We start from the raw sequence: 19,961 nt of genomic DNA on the forward strand, positions 1-19,961 counted from the left end.
GCCAATTGCTACATGACTTATCCTACTCAATTAGTAACGATAAATCTAACTAATTAAATTTGGATTTTGATAGATTTAATCTATCATTTAAGATAGGTTATTAAGGAATAGTTTTGGATGGTCTGAATATGAAGCTACAGCAATTGCGTCATTTCTTATTTGTCGTGGAAGAAGGCGGATTTCGTGCGGCGGCTGATCGTGCCAATCGCTCGCAAGCTGCTTTATCAGCCTCAATAAAGGAATTAGAAAAAACCTTAGGACAGCGATTATTTGAAGTAGGAAACAAAGCTCTACTCACGCCTTTCGGTGAAACCTGCTTACCAAAAGTTGAGCAGTTTCTTAGCATTTATCAAGCGCTAGAAGACGACTTAAAAGCCTCTGCGTCTGGCGAAAAAGGTAAGATTAAGATTGCAAGCGTACCGTCGCTAGTGACTAAATTGTTACCTAGCGTATTGGTTGAATACTCAAAAAAATATCCTGATATTGAGATTGTACTGATAGATGATAACTCTGTCGGTGTGGCCAATCGATTGTTAGCCGGAGAAATTGATTTGGCACTGGGCAATTGCACCAGCATTGATCAAACGAATATAGATTTTACTTTACTCATATCAGACCCAATTGGCGTGGTCTGTCTGCAAAATAATGAGCTAAACAACCAGTTAAATCAGGCGCAAGGGCTGACATGGCAGCAGCTCATGACCCAGCCGTTTATTTATAATGGCACTTGCAGATTGCTCGAAAACACGCCAGCCGAAGCGCTCAATCGCAGGGCCAGATATACGGTAGAAAACATCACATCGCTGTTTTCTTTATTGCGTAATGATCTAGGTATTACTACTCTACCCAAGCTTGCCTTCCCTGCGAATGAGCCGGAACTCGTTTGGATAGATTTAGTTGACCCTTCTTTAAACCGGCAAATCGGTATCTTTAAACTTGCTGATAAATCTATCTCTCCCCCAGCGCAAGCATTTTATGATCTCTGTATCGCCTATGTCCAAGAGAACTATTGGCTATAATGCTTAAGTATGGTTACTAGGGCGTGTCTTCAATTCACTCGATAGTCATCTAAATGGGCTAAAAATGGCTAAATCTTGCCAAACATCGTCAAATAGCTGGCTAATATCCCGATATTATCTGCGCTATTTTTCTTGTTTGACGGCAATTTATCTCATTTTTATCACCATTTTTGAAACGAAGACAAGCCCTAATAGCTTTAAACATAGAGACATAAAAAAGCCACGATACATTATGGATCGTAGCTTTCGGTTCAAGCAAACTTAAGCGATCTGATTTAATAATCAGATCCAACCTTCTTCTAATAGGTGCTCAGTATTGCTGATTTTAAAATTATTGCATAAGTCATAAAATGCCATTGGGTCTTCAACATTATCGAGCAACTCTCGTTTATGCAATCCCACAAACAGCGCCAACGCATACGCTGCACTATGGATGGACTTTTTAGGATTAAAAGTAATATCAGTAAACCCTTGATATTGAATCACTTCCTCATGTAGCTGAGGGTTTTGCTTTAGAGCATTCACGTACAGCCAATCATAAAATGTCGTTAACGGCTCTACGCCCCATTCCATACCAAAATAATTGTAGCCAATGAGCTCGCCCGAGGTCATTAATCGCTCATCTTTTCGGGCTTGTCTTGGCGCTACTGTTAGCAAATCTGTATAAGGACCACCATCTTCAAAAACCATACTGGCTTGAAAAGCATTTTCGACACTATATGGATTGCCATCATGCTCATCAGTAATTTTCAAGCTAAACGGGCTTAGCGGAAAACTCAGCTTATTACCAGATTTGCTAGACAACTCTAACACATGCTTAAACCCATACTTTTTACGAATGACTTGTTGTAGGTCATTGATAGATTTTTTCTTTTGTCTGGTCGCAAATCCCACATGTCGCTCAAACATAACCATATCCGTTTTTACCAAATTGTCACTGTTGACTTTGGGCATGAATACGGGTCTTTGTTCTATCGTATTTGGTACTTCTTCCATAGTGATGTGCCTTAATATCAATGGTCTTGTATAAAGTGTGCTTTCATCATTAATCTAGCAAAAATGCTTATGACAGTTCATTCTGTCACTGCTATCAACGTTCTTTATTATTGGGGTTTCACTTTCTAGTCATAAAATATCGCTGCTCAATTTGAAATGCGCTGAACCGAGTCAACGCTCGCGGAGGCAGTTTATCTTATTCTTAGTTATTTATCCTACCCTATTTTAGAATTAATGCCGCCACACCTTCAACAATAAACCATAATCGAGCTATTTTAAACTTAGCAACGAATATAAGACGCTACTATAAACGGGTTTAAAAATATTCAAAGAAATACGCTTGACCTTACCATGATGTCAACCTATATGCTGTCGCTATAGATTTGAAAATAAGATTAAAAATATAGTTAAAAACGACAGAGGTTGTTATGAAAACAAAAAATACTAAAGCCCCTACTTATCAAGAAATACTTAGCATTGAAGGCATGAGTTGTGCCTCTTGTGTCGGGCGTATCGAAAAACAATTAAAAAATATTGAACACGTTGAAAGCGCCGAGGTAAACCTTGCCACTGAACAGGCGACTGTTTATTCCTCTCAGCCTGTAGATGTCGCCCAGTTAAACAAAGCAGTAGAGCGCGCAGGTTATAAGGTGACTGAAACCAAGCCTATCGAGCTATCCATAGAAGGCATGAGCTGTGCTTCGTGTGTTGGACGAGTAGAAAAATCCTTAGCCAAAGTCGCTGGCGTGCAACAAGCCACGGTAAACCTTGCGACTGAACGCGCTTGGATTAAAGGCGACGCTCAAATACAGATTAGTGACTTAATTGAGGCGGTCAAAAAAGCGGGCTACGAGGCCAAACTGGTAAAACAAGATCAAAGTGATCGACAAGATAAGAAAGCCTCGGAGCTAAATCAGCTTAAACAAGATTTAGGGCTTTCTGCGCTGTTGTCACTTCCCGTATTCATTTTAGCAATGGGCTCGCATATGATTCCCGCCTTTCATATGTGGGTAGTGAATAACCTCGGCACACAGCAAAGTTGGCTGATACAGTTTGTTCTGACCACACTAGTCCTGCTTTTTCCAGGTCGACGCTTTTATCAAAAAGGCGTGCCAGCCTTATTGCGTTTTGCGCCAGATATGAATTCGCTAGTGGCGATTGGTACTATCGCAGCGTATGGCTTTTCTCTCATAGCGACCTTTATCCCGCAAGCGCTACCTGAAGGCACGGTGCACGTCTACTATGAAGCCGCTGCCATGATTGTGAGCTTGATTTTATTAGGTCGTTATTTTGAAGCAAAAGCCAAAGGTCGTACTTCTGGGGCCATTCAGCATTTAGTAGGCATGCAGGCAAAGACCGCCCGTGTACAGCAAGATGGCAAAGTCATTGAAGTCCCTGTAGAAGACATCACCGCACAAATGATAGTTGAAATCCGTCCAGGCGAGCGTGTGCCTATCGATGGCGAAGTCGTTGACGGTCATAGTTATATTGACGAATCGATGATTACTGGTGAACCTGTCCCTGTGAAAAAACAAGCAGGTGATCAAGTAGTCGGCGGTACTATCAATCAAAACGGTACCGTGAATATTCGAGCAACGGCCATCGGTGAAGATTCTGTATTAGCGCAAATCATTCGTATGGTAGAACAAGCCCAAGGCTCTAAATTACCGATTCAAGCATTGGTGGATAAAGTCACCATGTGGTTTGTACCAGCGGTGATGTTTTTATCAGCATTAACCTTTATAGTTTGGTTGATTTTTGGCCCTGACCCTGCCTTAACCTTTGGTTTAATCAATGCGGTTGCCGTGCTCATTGTGGCCTGCCCTTGTGCAATGGGATTGGCCACCCCCACCTCTATTATGGTCGGCACGGGTCGCGGTGCAGAATTGGGTGTGCTATTTCGTAAAGGTGAAGCGCTACAAATGCTTCAGGACGTGAGCGTAGTGGCCGTTGATAAAACGGGTACATTGACTGAAGGCAAACCTACCTTAACGGATTTCCAAGTCCAACAAGGGTTTGAGAGAGAACAAGTCCTACGTGTGGTGGCATCGGTTGAAGCAAAGTCTGAGCATCCCATTGCCTTAGCCATTGTACAAGCTGCGGAGCAACAGAATATTCAACTGCTCCCTATCACTGATTTTGAGGCGATGACAGGTTTGGGTATTCAAGCAAACGTGGCAGGCCAAGTGGTTCACATTGGCGCAGATCGTTATATGCAACAATTAGGGCTTGATGTTACGCCTTTTGAACAAGAAGCGCTACGTTTGGGGCAAGAAGGTAAAACCCCACTCTATGTATCTATTGACCAGCAGTTGGCCGCTATCATCGCCGTTGCCGATCCTATTAAAGAGACGACTCATGCCGCCATCGCCGCACTACATCAGTTAGGCTTAAAAGTGGCCATGATTACAGGTGATAATCGCCATACTGCCCAAGCGATTGCCGCAAAACTAAATATCGATCAGGTAGTAGCAGAAGTATTGCCCGAAGGCAAGGTAGATGCAGTACGCCAATTGCAAGAACAATATGGCCGAGTGGCATTTGTTGGTGACGGTATCAATGATGCCCCTGCATTGGCTCAATCCGATGTTGGATTGGCCATTGGTACAGGCACAGACGTGGCGATTGAGGCGGCTGAAGTGGTGCTAATGTCAGGTAGTCTGCAAGGCGTGCCTACTGCGATTGCCTTGAGTAAAGCAACCATCAGTAATATCAGACAAAATCTGGCTTGGGCATTTATTTATAATGTCGCCTTGATTCCGATTGCCGCAGGTGTCTTGTATCCCGCCTTTGGTATCCTGCTCTCACCCATTTTTGCGGCAGGCGCCATGGCGCTGTCATCTGTTTTTGTCTTAGGTAATGCGTTACGCCTCAAGTACTTTAAAGTATAGTCAGCGAACTACTAAACCGCTACAGATTGAATGTAGAATCGTAAAGGTTATCCATATAGGGTTTAAATACACAGGTTATTTAAACCCTTTTGTTATTTAAGTCCCTTTTTAAGTTAGGAGGAGAAATATGAATATTGGTCAAGCATCCAAAAAATCCGGCATCTCTACCAAAATGATTCGCTACTATGAGCAGATTGGCTTGCTAGAAACAGTCAATCGCTCGAATTCAGGGTATCGCTTGTATTCTAAAGACGATATCGACGACTTATGCTTTTTAAGACATTCTCGTGACTTGGGATTCTCATCCAAGCAAATGAAAGAGTTACTGTATCTGCGCAAAAATGCCAATCGTCAGAGTGCAGATGTGAAGCAACTGACACAGGAACACATCGAAACGCTGAATCAAAAAATTGCCCAATTGCAGGAGATGGTCGACTCGCTACAGAATTCTTTTGATCATTGTGCAGGCGATGATAATGCAGAGTGCGCTATTTTAGAGGATCTTGGGCAGGGTCAATAAAAACTACCTTCGCTATATCAGACATGCCGGCATAGCTCCTTACTGTCAGTCGCCTAATGTGTTTCAACAGTATCTGCATCAAGCCCGCACGGCCAAACACCTCTAACAGAATAACTGTATAGTCAATACTGGTAAGGACGCTCAAGTGTTGATGATCAGCTTGGTGCCGGAAGCAGGTACTGTTTATCTTAATCACTTTCTATACTCAAATAGTGCTACTTAGCGCAGATAAAGCTTTTTTAGCTTCAGCCAGCTTTTTTTCTTTATTCATTTTCTCTATTTTTTCATCAAGAATAATTTCAATACCAATTTTAATAATTGGGAATACTTTTAGGCAGTCATTTTCACTTAACTCATGGATTCCTTTACTTAAAATCGAATACATTGATTTATTTTCCACTAAGAAATCAGGAAGTTCAGCACTTAGTATTTCGCTCTTTTATATGCATCCTCATCCCACGACTGCCCACTACTTAATTTTACATGTGATTCTTCAATTAGAAATTCAAATATTCGTCTTAGATAAACAAAAGAACCAACTCCAACTCCATGTGAGGACAAACCTATTTATTGCCTTAGTTAACTCTCTAAAGTACTTTCTATCTAGAACTTTGGAGTATTTCTTAACGTCAAATAAATTTAACTCAGCGATTGAAGGAAATTGACCAATTTTTTGTAATGTTTGATCTACTGCCTTCAAAACAAATAATTGTCTATGTTTTCGATCTCTAGTGCAGTTAATTTCTATTAAGAACTTTCCACCATTCACCCAACCTGCTGAGTCGTTACTTATGAATTTATCCAGTCCCCAGTCACGCTCAAAAATACTATGTGAGTTACATTCAGGACAATAGGAATCAAAAACTTCATTGAAGTATATAATTTGTCTTCCTAACTCTAAATCTGCATCTTCATATTTAACAACTTCATATAAAGGAGTTTCTATTAGAAATTTCTATGGAGATGGGTAGTTATTCGTACTGGACAATTGAATTTTCCTTTAAATATAATGCCGTTTTAAGCGGCTAAGTAAGAATTGGCTAAAATTAGCGACGAAGGAGCAAAGCCAATGATTATTTGTCCGTATTTAACAGCTTGTTATGCATACTTACACAACTTTAGTAAACCGTTTATTTACTACTAGTTTATTGTAATACGAACCACTTAATAATTTTTTAGCTGCTTCCTCTAATTGCTCAAAGTCAGAGTTGTTTTCGATGGTAACAATAAGGTCACCGTCCTCTTGCTGTAATTCGGAAACAAATTCTAGATTGTTTATATCTTCAACGAATGCTGATAAATACATCTCATAATGCTCATTTTCAGGCATAAATGGACGATTTACGTTTAAATCAGATTCTGTAATTGTTCGGATTGATAATTGGTACTGCATAATTTTCCTTGTGTGCCTAGTGATTGATTAGTGCGCGAATCGCACATATTTCTGCTGATACAACACTCATTTTTCTACTCTATATACTTTTAACAAATTACGTAAGGTATTACTATCACTAAGTTTTCTATTAACTTCAAGGCAAGCTAAATAGAACAATATACGTGTTTGGCTCATTTCCTTGAATATGTAACTAATAGTTTAACTATTAAATTAGCTATTATATTTGGTCAATTTCAATGTCTGATTATTGCTCTAATCCGACTAATAACTTAACTAAAGTATAAACAATTTTGTTCCTTTTTATGAATCCATTTTTCAGTAATTTCATCAAAATATAACTGAACAAATCTATCTGAACGAAAAAATCTTGGATTAAAAGGATATTTAGTGCAGATAATATCGAGATATTAACCAGCTATTTGACGATGTTTAGCAATATCTATCCATTTTCAGCCTATTGAGATGACTATCGAGTGAATTGAAGACACGCCCTAATACTCAGCACATAAAAAACCCTTTAAGCGACAGATGATGCTTAAAGGGTTTAGATTTTTTCTTAACCAAAACTACGGCCTGTTTTAACGACGAGCTAACTCAAAAATAGGCTGTCCGTATTCAACGTTCTGACCACTTTCAACCAAAACTGCCGTGACCACACCTTCTTTATTACTAATCACTGGCTGCAAACGAGTCAATTCATCAATGAAGCAAACGGTTTGACCTTTTTGAATGTGATCGCCTTCTTCGACTAGGTTGTCTGTTGCATCGTCTTCACTTAAGTAGACCTGCCCTACGTAAGTGGCACCTACTTGCAATACATCACTACCAGTCTGTTCAGGCTCATGAGTAGTCGTGTCATCTATAGGACTAGCGCTCACATTATTCTGCGTACCTAAATTATTAACCACCTTAATAGACTGCCCGTTGTCTGCAATCGTGACTTCTTGCAGCTGACTGCTTTCAACCAGTTTGACCACACGTGTTATTTGCTCTATATCCATAATACATTCCTTAACTTAATTTTTTTAACTCATGCCCAGATATTTAGCAATGGTCATGACACTTAGAATACTCATCACGATGGCGATTAACCAACCAAATGCCGCAATCCAAATCGGATGCTTATAATTGCCAACGATATTTTTTCTGTAGGCGGCAATCAGGATAATGACCATGGCGATAGGCAATACCAAGCCATTTAACGTACCAACCAATACCAATACTTGAGCCGGTTTACCGATAGTGGCAAACACTAGCGTTGAGATCACGATGAAACCAATAATGAAGTAGCGTTTGTGCTTTTCAATGAATGGATGGAAATTGGTCATAAAAGACACAGAGGTATAAGCAGCACCAATCACCGAGGTCACAGACGCCGCCCAAATCACCATACCAAAAATAACTTTACCCGCATTTCCTAAAATGTACTGAAACGGCGACATGGCTGGGTTGGCAGGATCCAATGCAAAGCCTTGAGACACCACGCCTAATACGGCAAGGAATAAAAATACGCGAATCACAGAGGCAATCAAAATACCTGAGACTGAGCTTCTGGTCACTGATTTTAAATTCTCTTCTCCGCTGACGCCTGCTTCCAATAAGCGATGCGCACCTGAAAAAGTAATATAACCACCAACCGTACCGCCGACTAGCGTCACGATAGCCACTGCATCAATTTTGTCAGGCATGATGGTTTTGCTGACGGCTTCTGCTAATGGCGGATCAGATTTAAAGACCACGTAAATGACCAATACAATCAGGATAAAGCCCATTAACTGAGCGAACTTATCCATCATAGGACCCGTTTCTCGGCCTAGAAATATGGCGACGGCAATCACACCACTGATTAGGGCGCCTGTGATGGGCGACATGTTGAACATGGACTGCATGCCAAGTCCGGCACCGCCAATATTACCAATATTAAAAGCCAGACCACCCGCAATGATTAAGAAAGCGAGCAAGTAACCAACACCAGGAAACACCAAGTTGGCGATTTCCTGTGCACGTTTTTTGGAGACCGCGACTACTCGCCAAACGTTAAGCTGGACGCCGATGTCCATAATAATAGAGATTAAGATAACAAAACCAAAACTTGCCATTAGGCTTTCGGTAAATGTGGCCGTTTGGGTCAAAAACCCTGGCCCTACTGCTGATGTAGCCATCAGGAAGGCCGCGCCTAAAATGGCGGTATTATGTTTTTTTATGGTGCTCATAAACATCCTTGTTCTATATGGGATTATTTAATCAAATGATTAGGAAACGGATATTTAGTGGGCAGATATAGTGATACCTTTGAGCTCTAGTTGTTTCTTTATCTCTTGTGCAAACAAAATAGCGTGCTCACCATCACCATGTAGGCAGATACTTTGCGCCTCTACGAGTACGGTTTGACCGCAGACACTGGTGACAGTCCCTTCAGTTATCATCTGCAATACATGTTTAACGGCCTCGTCTGTATCGGTGATTAAGGCATTATCTTTAGTGCGGGAGACCAATGAGCCGTCTTTTTCATAGTTCCTATCGGCAAACACTTCTGATATCGAGGCTAAACCCTGCTTTTTGGCTGCTTTAACCAGATAACCACCAGACAGACCCATGACTTTTAGATTTGGATCAAATCGTTTGATTTCACTGGCCAAAATGTCTGATAAGTCTTCATCAATAGCGGCTTGGTTGTACAACGCACCATGCGGTTTTACATAGTCCAAAGTCACGCCGACTAAGTCACAAAGTGCTTTGGTTGCGCCCAGCTGATACACCAATAAAGCACGATAATCGGCTTCACTTAACGGCTGATGAATACGGCCAAAGTTTTCTCTATCGTTTAGACCAGGATGCGCGCCTACGCTCACGTTGTTTGCTTTTGCCAATTGCAACGTTGCTAGCATCTCGCTATAAGACCCAGCGTGCAAGCCGCAGCAGACATTCGCTGAGCTGACTATCGTCAATAATTTATCGTCTTGCCCGCAGCCTTCAGCCACATCAGCATTTAAATCAATTTTCATTGGCATACTCCTTTATTTGATCGATGTAATGTTGTCTTTTCTGTTGTTCATGCAGCGCCTGCTCTAACGACACAACGACGAACTGACAGGCTTTGCCAAATCTAATCTGTGCCATCAGACCTATGTCTGCTTGAATCACGGTTGCGATTTTAGGATAGCCACCCGTCGTCTGCCCATCTGCCATTAGGACAATCGGTTGTCCTTGTGGTGGTACCTGAATCATGCCAATATCAACGCCATGTGAGCTCATTTCTACTGGCTTACTAAATTCAAGCGCTGTAGCTCCCTCCAAACGGTAACCCATACGGTTGCTACTGCTTTGTAGTTTCCATGGCTGGGTCTCAAACGCTTGCTTAGACGACTCAGAGAAGCAATCATACTCACTGCTTTTTATCACTCTAATGACATCGGTTGGTGCAAGTCGAGCCACCCCAATGACAGGCAGGTTTGATTCAGTTTTTACCGTTAAGCTGTCATCGGCTTTTAAATATCTACCCTCAAATCCACCAAACCCTGCTTTGAGATTGGTGCTGACTGACTGCAACACTGGCTCAATATCAAAGCCGCCATGCACACATAAATAGGTATACATACCTTGTAGCGGGCGCAAAAGTTTGAGCGTCTGTCCAGCTGTTGCATTGATACGCCAATAGCAAGGAACTCGCTTGTCGTCTAGATAGGCCTCGTATAAAGCACCCGTTAAGCAAAAGCTGACGCTTTCTTCAAACTGTATGGTTAGCTCACCGAGCGCTATTTCAATAGCGGGTTCGTTTGCCTCATTTTTCATCAAAGCATTGCCAGCTTGTAGCGCCCAGTTGTCCATCACGCCATTTCTACCCACGCCCATGCTTCGGTAACCCAGTCGTCCCGAATCTTGAATACTGGCAAGGGCACTTGCGGTTAAAACTTTCATTGATACCACCTGTCTATTTGTCTTTTTGATTCATGCATCTTTTATTTATCGCTTATTGATGAATATCAATCGCTTTAAATGTCAAAGTATCGCCTGCGTTAAGCAACGTCGGAGAGGTTTTGGTTAAATCAAATAAAGCAGTATCCGTCTGGCCGAGTAACTGCCAACCGCCTGGAGACTCAAAAGGATAAACCCCTGTCTGCTCGCCGCCGATACCCACTGAGCCTGCGGGTACTTGAGTTCTAGGGATAGCGTGTCTTGGGAAATACAGCGACTCAGACAAGCCGCCAAGATAAGGAAATCCTGGCTGAAAACCGATAAAGTAAACGGTATAAGTGGCTTTGGTATGGAGCTCAACAACAGCTTCAACCGATAGGTTTAAGTTATGCGCCATGGCCGCTAGATCAGGGCCATATTGCCCACCGTAATGTACTGGTATCTCGACGTGCTTACCATGGATGGTTTTTGAAGGGATATCATTGAGCAGATCTGATAGCTTATCTTTAAAAGTATTTAGCTCAGCCCAAGTTAATGGCACAATGAACACACTGAGCGTATTCATACCAATCACCACTTCGATGACTTCTGGCATTTTCTGGATACTGTCTGACAAAGCCCAGCATTTTTGTTGTTTTTCTAAGGTGGTTGGTTTAGGGAAAAACAACGCGAGATTGGTTTCACTGCATAGTTGCCATTGTAGTTCCATTAGCACGTACTCCATTATTTTCTATCTGCTATAGTCAATTCTCTATAAATTGGATACGGTGTCAGGCTCGCTTAGTCTACGACTTGTAGTACTTTCACTCGCCTTCCTTATATCCAAATGATATTGAACCGACTACATCTTGATTCTGACGCTTCTGACGCTAATGTCAGATTTGGTTTTCATTTTTGCAGGCAAGAACTGATTTATATATTGTCTTGTATCCACTGTTCCAGATAATGAATGCTCATTTGACCTTCACAAAACACCTTATCTTCAAAGAGTCGCTGATGCAGACCAATATTGGTGTCAATACCGGTGATTTGCGCTTCCGATAGAGCCGAACGCATTTTTTCTATCGCTTTTTCTCTTGAACGATCTTGTACACATATCTTGGCAATCAAACTGTCATAAGATGGCGGCACGGTGTAGTTCGATTCAGCATGACTATCCACTCTGATACCAAACCCTGCTGGCATGTGGCAGTAGTCTATGCGTCCAGCATTTGGTAAAAATGTCTGCGCGTTTTCGGCATTGATACGACACTCAAAAGCGTGTCCGGTAATGGCGATATCACTTTGCTTATATGCTAGCGTGAGCCCTGCCGCCACTCTGATTTGCTCTTGCACAATATCGACGCCCGTCACCATCTCAGTGATGGTGTGCTCAACTTGCACACGAGTATTCATCTCGATAAAGAAGAATTCGCCGTTTTCATATAAAAACTCAAACGTACCTGCGCCTCTATACTGCATTTGCTCGCAAGCTGTGACACAGGCTTGACCGATTTTCTGACGCTGCTCTTCGGTGATACCGGGTGCCGGCGCTTCTTCAATAACTTTTTGATGACGACGCTGCATAGAGCAATCACGCTCGCCTAAATAAATCGCATTACCATGAGTATCAGACATGACTTGCACTTCGATATGACGCGGTGCTTGTAGGTATTTTTCAAGATAGACAATGGAACTACCAAAATTGGCTTTGGCTTCTGTTTGTGTCATAGAGATAGCGGAGAGTAAGTCGGCTTCTTTTTCGACCACACGCATCCCGCGCCCACCGCCGCCGCTTGCCGCCTTGATAATGACTGGATAACCGACCTCACTGGCAATCTTGATAACTTGCTCTGAATCAGCAGGCAATGCGCCATTCGATCCAGGTACACAGGGCACGCCCGCCATCGTCATTTGTTTTTTGGCTTCAACCTTGTCGCCCATGTTTCTGATATTGTCAGCCGTTGGGCCAATAAAGGTGAGACCTGAGTCTTCAACCAAAGCGGCAAAGTCAGCGTTTTCAGACAAAAAGCCATAGCCTGGATGGATAGCTTGTGCGTTAGTAAGCTTTGCAGCAGACACAATCGCTCGTTGGTTAAGGTAGCTGTGTGTGGCATTGGCAGGCCCGATGCATACTGCTTCATCGGCTAGGCGCACGGGTAACGAGTCTTTGTCTGATTCAGAATGCGCAATGACGGACTTAATACCCAGCTGTTTGCAAGCTCGGATAATACGTAGAGCAATCTCGCCGCGATTGGCAATTAAGATTTTTGTGAACATGTTTATTCCCTTAAAAATATAGTGTCAAATACAGTGTTTGTGCAGCGTCTATACAATATTGAGTAGCTATTGATTGATTTTAACTGTCTGGCTCTATAACAAATAAGGGCTGGGCATACTCTACGACATCACCTTCATTGACCAAAATCTCTTTAAGCGTACACGCAGTTTCTGCTTTGACCTCGTACATCATTTTCATGGCTTCAATGATGCATAGTGTCTGCCCTACTTCCACCTTATCTCCTACCTGAAAAAACACTTCTGCTGTCGGCTCAGAGCGAAGATAAAACGTACCTAGCATAGGCGCTATTATTTGGGATTTCTCCACCTCTGTAGTCACAGTTTTATCACTACGATCACTGTCTACATTGGTATTATTACCCGTACTGTTTTGAGTATTTTGGATTTGAGACTCTGAATGAGAGGCCGTTGCGTGGGGAGTATGAGCGATATGATTGCCACTACTTTGGTTGTCGTCAGATTGGCAAACGATAGAAATACGTGCATCACCATCAGTGACTTCTAAAGATTTTATATCGGCGCATTCTGCAAGTTTGATCAGTTTTTCAAGATCCGTGAAATTGATATTCATATGATTGGCTATTCCGTTAGAGTGAAAGTGAACAATTATTTTTTATAAAAAATTCGTACCTAGTGATGTATGTAAAGTGTGATTGTTGAACGATATGTGACAGTTTATTGATTGGCTTATTAAAATAATAGTTTGAAATTAATTATCTCTACGCGTTTAAAAGTACTGTTGTCATCAGAAATTATAGAACTGCCAAGTCTTCATCTCTTGGGTCGCAGATAAACATATGTCCTGGTGAATGCGTTATCATCAGCTCTGGCTTACTAGTCATAGCGATACTTTGCGGCGTCACACCGCAAGCCCAAAATACAGGGACTTCGCCTTCTTCTATGATGGATGCATCACCAAAATCAGGCGCATGAATGTCGGTTATACCGATGACACTAGGGTCTCCGATATGAATAGGCGCACCGTGGACTTGCGGAAATCGAGAGGTGGCTTGGACGGCTCTGGTGATTAATGGATAAGGTATTGGCCGCATGCTAACCACCATTTTCCCATGAAACTGTCCTGCAGGCTCAGTCTCTATGTTTGTGATATACATTGGTACATTGTGATTGTCTTCGATATGTCTGATAGGAATAGACGCATTTAGCATGGCAGACTCAAAGGAAAAACTGCATCCTAAAAGAAAGCAGACCAAATCCTCTCTCCAGTAGTCTTTTAGATCTGACACCTCAGCCACTAATTCGCCAAATTTGTATATCCGATACTTTGGGATATCAGACCTCAAGTCTGCGCCTTTTGCCATGAGACGTGGCTCTGCGCTACCGACATCTGTTACATCTAAAATAGGACAAGACTTTGGGTTTCTTTGTGCAAACAATAAAAAATCATAGGCCAAATTTTTGGGCACTATGACTAGGTTTGCTTGTATATGACCTTTACACATGCCGGAAGTCGGCTTGTTAAGTTCATTGTTACTGATTAACGCTCTGACCTCTGTCGGCGTCATATTTGCTAAATCTAACATGATTACAACCTCTTACGCTTTATTATTTTTAGCAGATAAAAGTTTATGATTTGTTTTATATTGGTATGGCTATTTATAATTTTATTTCATATATCGAGAACCATGATTATCGTTATGTAACTTATCAGAACACCTTCGATATGACAAGATATGAATACAGAAATATGTGATGAACATGATAAGTGATCTTCTTGAACGCACAGTTAAGGATGCAAAGTGAACTATGAATAATGTCAAAAAAAAGGGCTCAAGCGTCGAGCGAGTTTTGCAAATCGTAGAAGTATTGGCCAAATCTGCTAAACCTATGGGCGTTATTGATTTAGCAGAAACATTGGACATCCCTGTACCTAGTATGTACCGATTGTTAAATCAGCTACAACCGCTTCAATTTGTCCAATTAGATTTGCATGGAAAAGTAACCTGCGGAAAAAGAACGCATGACCTAGCTTTAGACCTGTGGAAAAACAGTCCTTTTAAAGCGGAAAGGTTGGCGATATTACAACAGCTTTCTGCCAAAATTGGTGAGTCGGTAGGGATTGCGGTGTTGCAAGGCTTAGAAGTGGTGTATATCGATCGTGTGATATCTGACTGGCCTATCCAAATACAGTTACCTACTGGAACCAATATACCTATCTGGGCCTGTGCCAGTGGTAAATTATTATTGACGCAGTTGGCAGATAATAAGTGCGAGCGTATTGTAGAAAAACTATCGTTACAGGCGCTCACGACCCATACTCAGACTGACAAAAAACAACTCATGACGTCCATTGCTGAAGTACGTAAGACACAGATAGGGACAGATAATGAAGAGTTTATTCCTGGTATGGTCGCCTGTGCTGTCCCGATTCCGAATGGTGAACAGCCCGCATTTGCTACGGTATTTACTCATAGTCCTATCGTCAGAAAATCTTTGGATGAGCTACTGAGCTATGTGCCTGTCATGCAAGAAGCTGCCAATGAGCTATCTGTTATTTTCGATCAGGAATATAATGAGTAGCCTGTCATAATATTCTATGACGCCTGTACTTCAAGTCTCTTAGGTGTTGATACGAATATGAATGTAATGAGGTTGTAGATAGCACACTTCCCTTACATCAACGCTCATTTCCTACTCTTATCCTCTCAACCAAGAAATCGACGGCGGCTTTTACTTTTGGTACTAGATAGCGCTGCTTTTGATACAGCAGATATACGGCCATATCAGCGTGCTGCGTGATTGCTAATGGATGCTCAAATTTAATCTCTTGCAATGCGCCTGACTCAAGATATGAGGATAGTGCCCATCGAGTGGACATCAAAATCCCTTCACCATCACAAGCCTTTTTGGCAAGCCATGGTCCATTGTTTGAAATTGCCACTGCAGGTCCTGAGACATCATGCCACTGATCGTCGACATAGCAAAGCCAGGGCGTTGGCCCGTTTGGCGCTTTGAAATATAGGCCTTTATGTTCCTTTAATTCCATCACATGATTAGGTGCACCATGCATCTCTAAATAGCTGGGCGACGCAACCGGTATAAACCCATTATCCATGAGCCTAATGGCAAGCACTCGTTCATTTGGTGCATAACCCCCGCGAATCGCAATATCGACATCGTCACGTCCTAATGCTGATAACTCATCACTGAGACTGACATCCAATACAATCTCTGGGTATAACTTACCAAACTTATCCAACAGTGGTAGCAGTATTTTTTCACCAAAACCCACCATAGAGCTGATGCGTAAGCGTCCCATCGGCGTCGTTTGATAGCTGCGTACTGTTTCTTTGCTTTGCTCGAGCTGATCCAATACTTGCTGCATATCGTCATAATAAACCTGCCCTACTTCGGTCAATTTAACGATTCGAGTCGAGCGCTTTAACAGTGTCGCGCCCAAGCTCTTTTCTAAATCAGATACTCGTCTTGATAGTGAGGATGGCGGCACTTTGAATGCATTTGCCGCCTTAGTAAAACTGCCCGTTTCTACGACTTTGCTGAAATACTTGATGGCACGTAATTGATCCAACTGACCTCTCCATTTAGATGAATATTTAAGTATTTTCGCTTTATTATTGTCTTAAAAGCAATAGTGATTCACGTTATTCCTTATATATAACCACATTAAAACCAGTAATAATGTGTTTAACTTAGGGCGTGCTTGATATTCGACCATGGCACTGACAGAGACTATTTTTTAGACAGTTCGACGTTAAAAATAGTAAGTTTAGTCATTCTAAGCGTCTATGTTTTAACAATGAAGTGGCAAAAAATAGTCCTGTCTCCTTCTGTTTATATTGGAGCTGATGCTAAAACTGCCCCATACTGTGTTGTAAATCTAGTTAAGGCACGAGCATTACCGTCGTTTTACGCCTTGTCTGGAACCGTTTTAGCAATCAGCAGTGCCTATTTGTGAATATCAAACACGCCCTAAACGTTGCAATGAAAACACGATTAAAAATAACTTTTACGTCAACAATGGAAGAATGACTTATGATTACTTTGCACGGCTTTGCTGCAAGCAACTATTACAACATAGTAAAACACGCTCTTTTATATAAGGGTATTCCATTCCAAGAGGACCTTTTGTACGCTGGTAGTGATGATCTACTGACCGTCAGTCCAGTGGGTAAAGTACCTGCGATCACCATGCCTGACGGTTTTAATTTGTCGGAATCTAACGTGATTTGTGACTTCCTTGAAGAAACATATACTGAAAAGCCGCTATATCCTACCGATGCAGCAGAACGCGCGACTGTACGTCAGATTATGAAAATAGCAGAGCTGTATTTTGAGCTACCAAGTCGTCGTCTGATTCCTTATGTATTTTCTGGCGTGCAAGCACCTAACGCAATCAAAGAGGAAGTACGTCAAGTATTGGGCCGCGGTATTATTGCTATGAATCGCTTATGCAAGTTTTCGCCTTGGATTGCAGGTGAGCAATTCACCATGGCTGACATCTATGTGCATTACGTCAACACTATTGTCAACGCTTTTGGAGCGACTCAGCTTGAGTGGGATGTACTGGCAGAGGTGGACGGCATGAAAGAATGGAACAAAGCCATGAGTGAAACCGACATTGCAAAAAGCGTTCAGGCAGACAGTCAAGCAAACATGCCTGAATTTATGCAACACGTTAAAGCTCAAATCCAAGCCGCAAACGCTAAATAACATATGACAGTGTGGCCACTAAAAATGAGTCACATTAAGAAAATTACTAAAGCTCAATAACCTAAAGAACGACCAATACCGTAAAGCGATTGGTCTAAAAAATCTAACTATTTGCAGGAGCAAATCTTATGACCGATAAAAATAAACAACTGGTTTCAACCATCAGTGATGACAACAAATTAACCTTGTCTTTAAAAGACATCGAGATGCCGCAACCCGGTGCTGACGAAGTTGTCGTTCGCATGGAAGCCATGCCATTGAACCCCTCTGATTTTGGTGTGATGTTCAGCGCCGCTGATATGTCAACCGCTGTACAATCAGGCACTGATGACAGCCCGATCATTACCGCTGATGTGCCTGCGAAATTCATGCCATCACTCAAAACGCGGGTAAATAAAGACACGCCTGTCGGTAACGAAGGCGCTGGTACAGTCGTCGCAGCAGGCTCATCAGAAGCCGCACAAGCACTCATGGGCAAAATGGTTGCGGTGATTGGTGGCGGTACATATCGTCAGTATCACTGTGTGAATGTGAAAAGCTGCATAGAGATGCAAGATGGCACGACTGCTACCGAGGCCGCATCGTCTTTTGTAAACCCGCTCACCTCACTGGCAATGGTCGAAACCATGCGCGCTGAAGGTCACAAAGCCATCGTACATGCAGCAGCTGCTTCTAGCCTTGGTCAAATGCTAAACCGTATCTGTATGGCAGACGGTGTTGATTTGGTGAATATCGTCCGTAAAGACTCGCAAGAAAAGCTATTGCGCGATATGGGCGCAAAATATGTGGTGAACTCAAGCAGCGAGACGTTCCTTGCCGATTTGACCGCCGCGATTACTGAAACAGGCGCTACGATTTCGTTTGACCCTATCGGTGGCGGTAAGCTCACCAGCGATATTCTAAACTGTATGGAGGCAGCTATTACTCGTGACGTAGAAGAATACAGCGTCTATGGCTCAAATACCTTTAAACAAGCTTATATTTATGGTGCCTTAGACCGTGGTCCGATCACCTTAAACCGTAACTTTGGTTTTGCGTGGGGTGTGAATGGTTTCTTATTGTTCAATGCACTTGGTAAGCTTGGTAGTGAAACGGTTCAGTCCATGCGCAAACGCGTGGCAGAAGAAATCACCACTACCTTTGCGAGCAGCTATACGCATGAAGTGACCCTAGAAGAAGCGCTACAATTAAAATCAATCGCCGCTTATGGCAAACAGGCGACTGGTGAGAAGTACTTGATCAAGCCTCAAGCTTAATAATGTCTAAAAAGCTGTTATAACTTAAGATATAGCAACTTTCTCATAGACTGATTTTTGATATAAAAAGCAGATACTGATAACGGTATCTGCTTTTTTTGTACTTAATTGTTATTGAACGATGTAAGTAAAAGGCGGTAACTTAGCCTTTTTAAATGCTGACTCTATGAACATTGTCTTTTCGAGTATTGCCTTTCTGTAGACTCCTTATCTGAAAATCAAAGCGTCCTTGTAGTTATATGACTTCTTTGTGATAATTAAAATCCAGACACGCTAACTTTTAAATAAAAATATTAGACATTTTAAACTATCTACTTTTTGAGAGATGACTATGAAAAATACAATGGAAATAATGATGGCCTCCACGCTTGTTATGAGTGCACTTGCGACTGGCTGCCAAACAACGACTAGTGTTACCAATCCAGCCGTACAGCCAATCACAGTAGAGACGTTAGAGGCGAATAATTGGCGCCTTATAGATGCCAAGCTTAATAATGGAGACTTGGTTGAAGCGTTATTTTTTGATCCATCAAGACCATTAACGCTGGATTTTATGACTGTTGAAGGTCGCAATATGGTAAGCCTTATGAATACTTGCAACAATATGAGCGCAGGATACAGTGTGACGAATGGCGAGGTAGAACTGAGCGCAATCAGAAGCACTAGAATGGCCTGCCCTGAATATTTAGCAAAGTTTGATAGTGCTGCTGCCACAACAGTACAAGGCAAATACAGCTTTGGTAAAAATAGCGATAACAACCCTGTGCTAGTCATTAAGAATGACAATCAAACGGCTCACTTCAAAGCCGTTCCTAAAACAAAAACACCTTAAGGACTGTTACGTAGCTCTATCTTAAATTTATGAATAATGCCTCACTATGAATCAGCGAGGCATTATTTGTATCAACAAACTGCTAGCCTCAGCATCAAAACAATAACAGTAACAGTAACAGTAACAGTAACAGTAACAGTAACAGTAACAGTAACAGTAACAGT

Annotated in this window: 19 protein-coding genes; 7 read left to right on the top strand and 12 right to left on the bottom strand. The window is 42.0% G+C overall.

What is annotated here, in order from left to right:
- The first annotated feature begins 128 nt into the window (after window positions 1–128).
- Window positions 129–1,019 carry a LysR family transcriptional regulator gene (locus V6252_RS04260; RefSeq protein ID WP_341609408.1) on the top strand — a complete coding sequence of 297 codons (891 nt, stop codon included), beginning with the start codon at window positions 129–131 and terminating at the stop codon, window positions 1,017–1,019.
- 282 nt (window positions 1,020–1,301) lie between these two features.
- Here V6252_RS04260 and V6252_RS04265 read toward each other — a convergent pair whose 3' ends face one another.
- Window positions 1,302–2,015: a DarT1-associated NADAR antitoxin family protein gene (locus V6252_RS04265; protein ID WP_341609409.1), complete on the bottom strand. Its 714-nt coding sequence runs from the start codon at window positions 2,013–2,015 to the stop codon at window positions 1,302–1,304.
- A 428-nt stretch (window positions 2,016–2,443) separates the two neighbouring features.
- On the opposite strand from V6252_RS04265, the gene V6252_RS04270 reads away from it, so the two are divergent.
- Window positions 2,444–4,906: a heavy metal translocating P-type ATPase gene (locus tag V6252_RS04270; RefSeq protein WP_341609410.1), complete on the top strand. Its 2,463-nt coding sequence runs from the start codon at window positions 2,444–2,446 to the stop codon at window positions 4,904–4,906.
- 127 nt (window positions 4,907–5,033) lie between these two features.
- On the top strand, window positions 5,034–5,426 hold the full coding sequence (gene cueR / locus V6252_RS04275) for a Cu(I)-responsive transcriptional regulator (RefSeq protein ID WP_341609411.1): 393 nt from the start codon (window positions 5,034–5,036) through the stop codon (window positions 5,424–5,426).
- Window positions 5,427–5,631: 205 nt separating this feature from the next.
- Here cueR and V6252_RS04280 read toward each other — a convergent pair whose 3' ends face one another.
- The 10 genes from V6252_RS04280 to V6252_RS04325 form a co-directional block, all read right to left on the bottom strand.
- Window positions 5,632–5,811, bottom strand: a complete 180-nt coding sequence (locus V6252_RS04280) for a hypothetical protein (protein WP_341609412.1) — start codon at window positions 5,809–5,811, stop codon at window positions 5,632–5,634.
- A gap of 723 nt (window positions 5,812–6,534) precedes the next feature.
- A complete protein-coding gene (locus V6252_RS04285; protein ID WP_341609413.1) occupies window positions 6,535–6,819 on the bottom strand; it encodes a hypothetical protein in 285 nt (94 codons plus the stop codon).
- Window positions 6,820–7,400: 581 nt separating this feature from the next.
- Window positions 7,401–7,823, bottom strand: coding sequence for an acetyl-CoA carboxylase biotin carboxyl carrier protein subunit (locus V6252_RS04290; RefSeq protein WP_341609414.1), 423 nt, complete (start codon window positions 7,821–7,823; stop codon window positions 7,401–7,403).
- Window positions 7,824–7,847: 24 nt separating this feature from the next.
- Window positions 7,848–9,035 carry an NRAMP family divalent metal transporter gene (locus V6252_RS04295; RefSeq protein ID WP_341609415.1) on the bottom strand — a complete coding sequence of 396 codons (1,188 nt, stop codon included), beginning with the start codon at window positions 9,033–9,035 and terminating at the stop codon, window positions 7,848–7,850.
- 54 nt (window positions 9,036–9,089) lie between these two features.
- Window positions 9,090–9,827 carry a 5-oxoprolinase subunit PxpA gene (gene pxpA / locus V6252_RS04300; RefSeq protein ID WP_341609416.1) on the bottom strand — a complete coding sequence of 246 codons (738 nt, stop codon included), beginning with the start codon at window positions 9,825–9,827 and terminating at the stop codon, window positions 9,090–9,092.
- Entirely contained in the window at window positions 9,817–10,740 is a 924-nt protein-coding gene (locus V6252_RS04305; RefSeq protein WP_341609417.1) for a biotin-dependent carboxyltransferase family protein, read from the bottom strand. The genes pxpA and V6252_RS04305 overlap by 11 nt, the downstream gene beginning before the upstream one ends.
- Window positions 10,741–10,792: 52 nt before the next feature.
- The gene (pxpB, locus tag V6252_RS04310; RefSeq protein WP_341609418.1) at window positions 10,793–11,446 is read right to left on the bottom strand and encodes a 5-oxoprolinase subunit PxpB; all 654 of its coding nucleotides are present in this window, start codon (window positions 11,444–11,446) and stop codon (window positions 10,793–10,795) included.
- Window positions 11,447–11,649: 203 nt separating this feature from the next.
- Complete coding sequence (accC, locus tag V6252_RS04315; protein ID WP_341609419.1) at window positions 11,650–12,996, bottom strand: acetyl-CoA carboxylase biotin carboxylase subunit; 1,347 nt, start codon at window positions 12,994–12,996, stop codon at window positions 11,650–11,652.
- 79 nt (window positions 12,997–13,075) lie between these two features.
- Window positions 13,076–13,588: an acetyl-CoA carboxylase biotin carboxyl carrier protein gene (gene accB / locus V6252_RS04320; protein ID WP_341609420.1), complete on the bottom strand. Its 513-nt coding sequence runs from the start codon at window positions 13,586–13,588 to the stop codon at window positions 13,076–13,078.
- Window positions 13,589–13,769: 181 nt separating this feature from the next.
- Window positions 13,770–14,561, bottom strand: coding sequence for a putative hydro-lyase (locus V6252_RS04325; protein ID WP_341609421.1), 792 nt, complete (start codon window positions 14,559–14,561; stop codon window positions 13,770–13,772).
- A 223-nt stretch (window positions 14,562–14,784) separates the two neighbouring features.
- On the opposite strand from V6252_RS04325, the gene V6252_RS04330 reads away from it, so the two are divergent.
- Window positions 14,785–15,558, top strand: coding sequence for an IclR family transcriptional regulator (locus V6252_RS04330; protein ID WP_341609422.1), 774 nt, complete (start codon window positions 14,785–14,787; stop codon window positions 15,556–15,558).
- 97 nt (window positions 15,559–15,655) lie between these two features.
- Here the strand turns inward: V6252_RS04330 and V6252_RS04335 are convergent, their stop codons facing one another.
- Window positions 15,656–16,567: a LysR family transcriptional regulator gene (locus tag V6252_RS04335; RefSeq protein ID WP_341609423.1), complete on the bottom strand. Its 912-nt coding sequence runs from the start codon at window positions 16,565–16,567 to the stop codon at window positions 15,656–15,658.
- Window positions 16,568–17,031: 464 nt separating this feature from the next.
- Between V6252_RS04335 and V6252_RS04340 the strand changes: the two genes are divergently transcribed.
- The 3 genes from V6252_RS04340 to V6252_RS04350 all read left to right on the top strand — a co-directional run bounded on the left by V6252_RS04340 (window position 17,032) and on the right by V6252_RS04350 (window position 19,797).
- A complete protein-coding gene (locus V6252_RS04340; protein ID WP_341609424.1) occupies window positions 17,032–17,709 on the top strand; it encodes a glutathione S-transferase family protein in 678 nt (225 codons plus the stop codon).
- A 128-nt stretch (window positions 17,710–17,837) separates the two neighbouring features.
- A complete protein-coding gene (locus V6252_RS04345) occupies window positions 17,838–18,965 on the top strand; it encodes a zinc-binding dehydrogenase (protein ID WP_296210452.1) in 1,128 nt (375 codons plus the stop codon).
- A gap of 331 nt (window positions 18,966–19,296) precedes the next feature.
- Window positions 19,297–19,797, top strand: coding sequence for an META domain-containing protein (locus V6252_RS04350; RefSeq protein ID WP_341609425.1), 501 nt, complete (start codon window positions 19,297–19,299; stop codon window positions 19,795–19,797).
- The last annotated feature ends 164 nt before the right edge of the window (window positions 19,798–19,961 follow it).

It is taken from the genome of Psychrobacter proteolyticus, from assembly GCF_038155145.1.
Lineage (GTDB): Bacteria > Pseudomonadota > Gammaproteobacteria > Pseudomonadales > Moraxellaceae > Psychrobacter > Psychrobacter proteolyticus_B.

Excerpts from the sequence above, each read along its gene's own strand:
- V6252_RS04295 (WP_341609415.1), bottom strand. The coding sequence starts at position 9,035 with ATGAGCACCATAAAAAAACATAATACCGCCATTTTAGGCGCGGCCTTC.
- V6252_RS04330 (WP_341609422.1), top strand. The coding sequence starts at position 14,785 with ATGAATAATGTCAAAAAAAAGGGCTCAAGCGTCGAGCGAGTTTTGCAA.
- V6252_RS04350 (WP_341609425.1), top strand. The coding sequence starts at position 19,297 with ATGAAAAATACAATGGAAATAATGATGGCCTCCACGCTTGTTATGAGT.
- cueR (WP_341609411.1), top strand. The coding sequence starts at position 5,034 with ATGAATATTGGTCAAGCATCCAAAAAATCCGGCATCTCTACCAAAATG.
- accC (WP_341609419.1), bottom strand. The coding sequence starts at position 12,996 with ATGTTCACAAAAATCTTAATTGCCAATCGCGGCGAGATTGCTCTACGT.
- accB (WP_341609420.1), bottom strand. The coding sequence starts at position 13,588 with ATGAATATCAATTTCACGGATCTTGAAAAACTGATCAAACTTGCAGAA.
- V6252_RS04325 (WP_341609421.1), bottom strand. The coding sequence starts at position 14,561 with ATGTTAGATTTAGCAAATATGACGCCGACAGAGGTCAGAGCGTTAATC.
- V6252_RS04305 (WP_341609417.1), bottom strand. The coding sequence starts at position 10,740 with ATGAAAGTTTTAACCGCAAGTGCCCTTGCCAGTATTCAAGATTCGGGA.
- V6252_RS04265 (WP_341609409.1), bottom strand. The coding sequence starts at position 2,015 with ATGGAAGAAGTACCAAATACGATAGAACAAAGACCCGTATTCATGCCC.
- V6252_RS04345 (WP_296210452.1), top strand. The coding sequence starts at position 17,838 with ATGACCGATAAAAATAAACAACTGGTTTCAACCATCAGTGATGACAAC.
- V6252_RS04260 (WP_341609408.1), top strand. The coding sequence starts at position 129 with ATGAAGCTACAGCAATTGCGTCATTTCTTATTTGTCGTGGAAGAAGGC.
- pxpA (WP_341609416.1), bottom strand. The coding sequence starts at position 9,827 with ATGAAAATTGATTTAAATGCTGATGTGGCTGAAGGCTGCGGGCAAGAC.
- V6252_RS04290 (WP_341609414.1), bottom strand. The coding sequence starts at position 7,823 with ATGGATATAGAGCAAATAACACGTGTGGTCAAACTGGTTGAAAGCAGT.
- V6252_RS04280 (WP_341609412.1), bottom strand. The coding sequence starts at position 5,811 with ATGTATTCGATTTTAAGTAAAGGAATCCATGAGTTAAGTGAAAATGAC.
- pxpB (WP_341609418.1), bottom strand. The coding sequence starts at position 11,446 with ATGGAACTACAATGGCAACTATGCAGTGAAACCAATCTCGCGTTGTTT.
- V6252_RS04285 (WP_341609413.1), bottom strand. The coding sequence starts at position 6,819 with ATGCAGTACCAATTATCAATCCGAACAATTACAGAATCTGATTTAAAC.
- V6252_RS04270 (WP_341609410.1), top strand. The coding sequence starts at position 2,444 with ATGAAAACAAAAAATACTAAAGCCCCTACTTATCAAGAAATACTTAGC.
- V6252_RS04340 (WP_341609424.1), top strand. The coding sequence starts at position 17,032 with ATGATTACTTTGCACGGCTTTGCTGCAAGCAACTATTACAACATAGTA.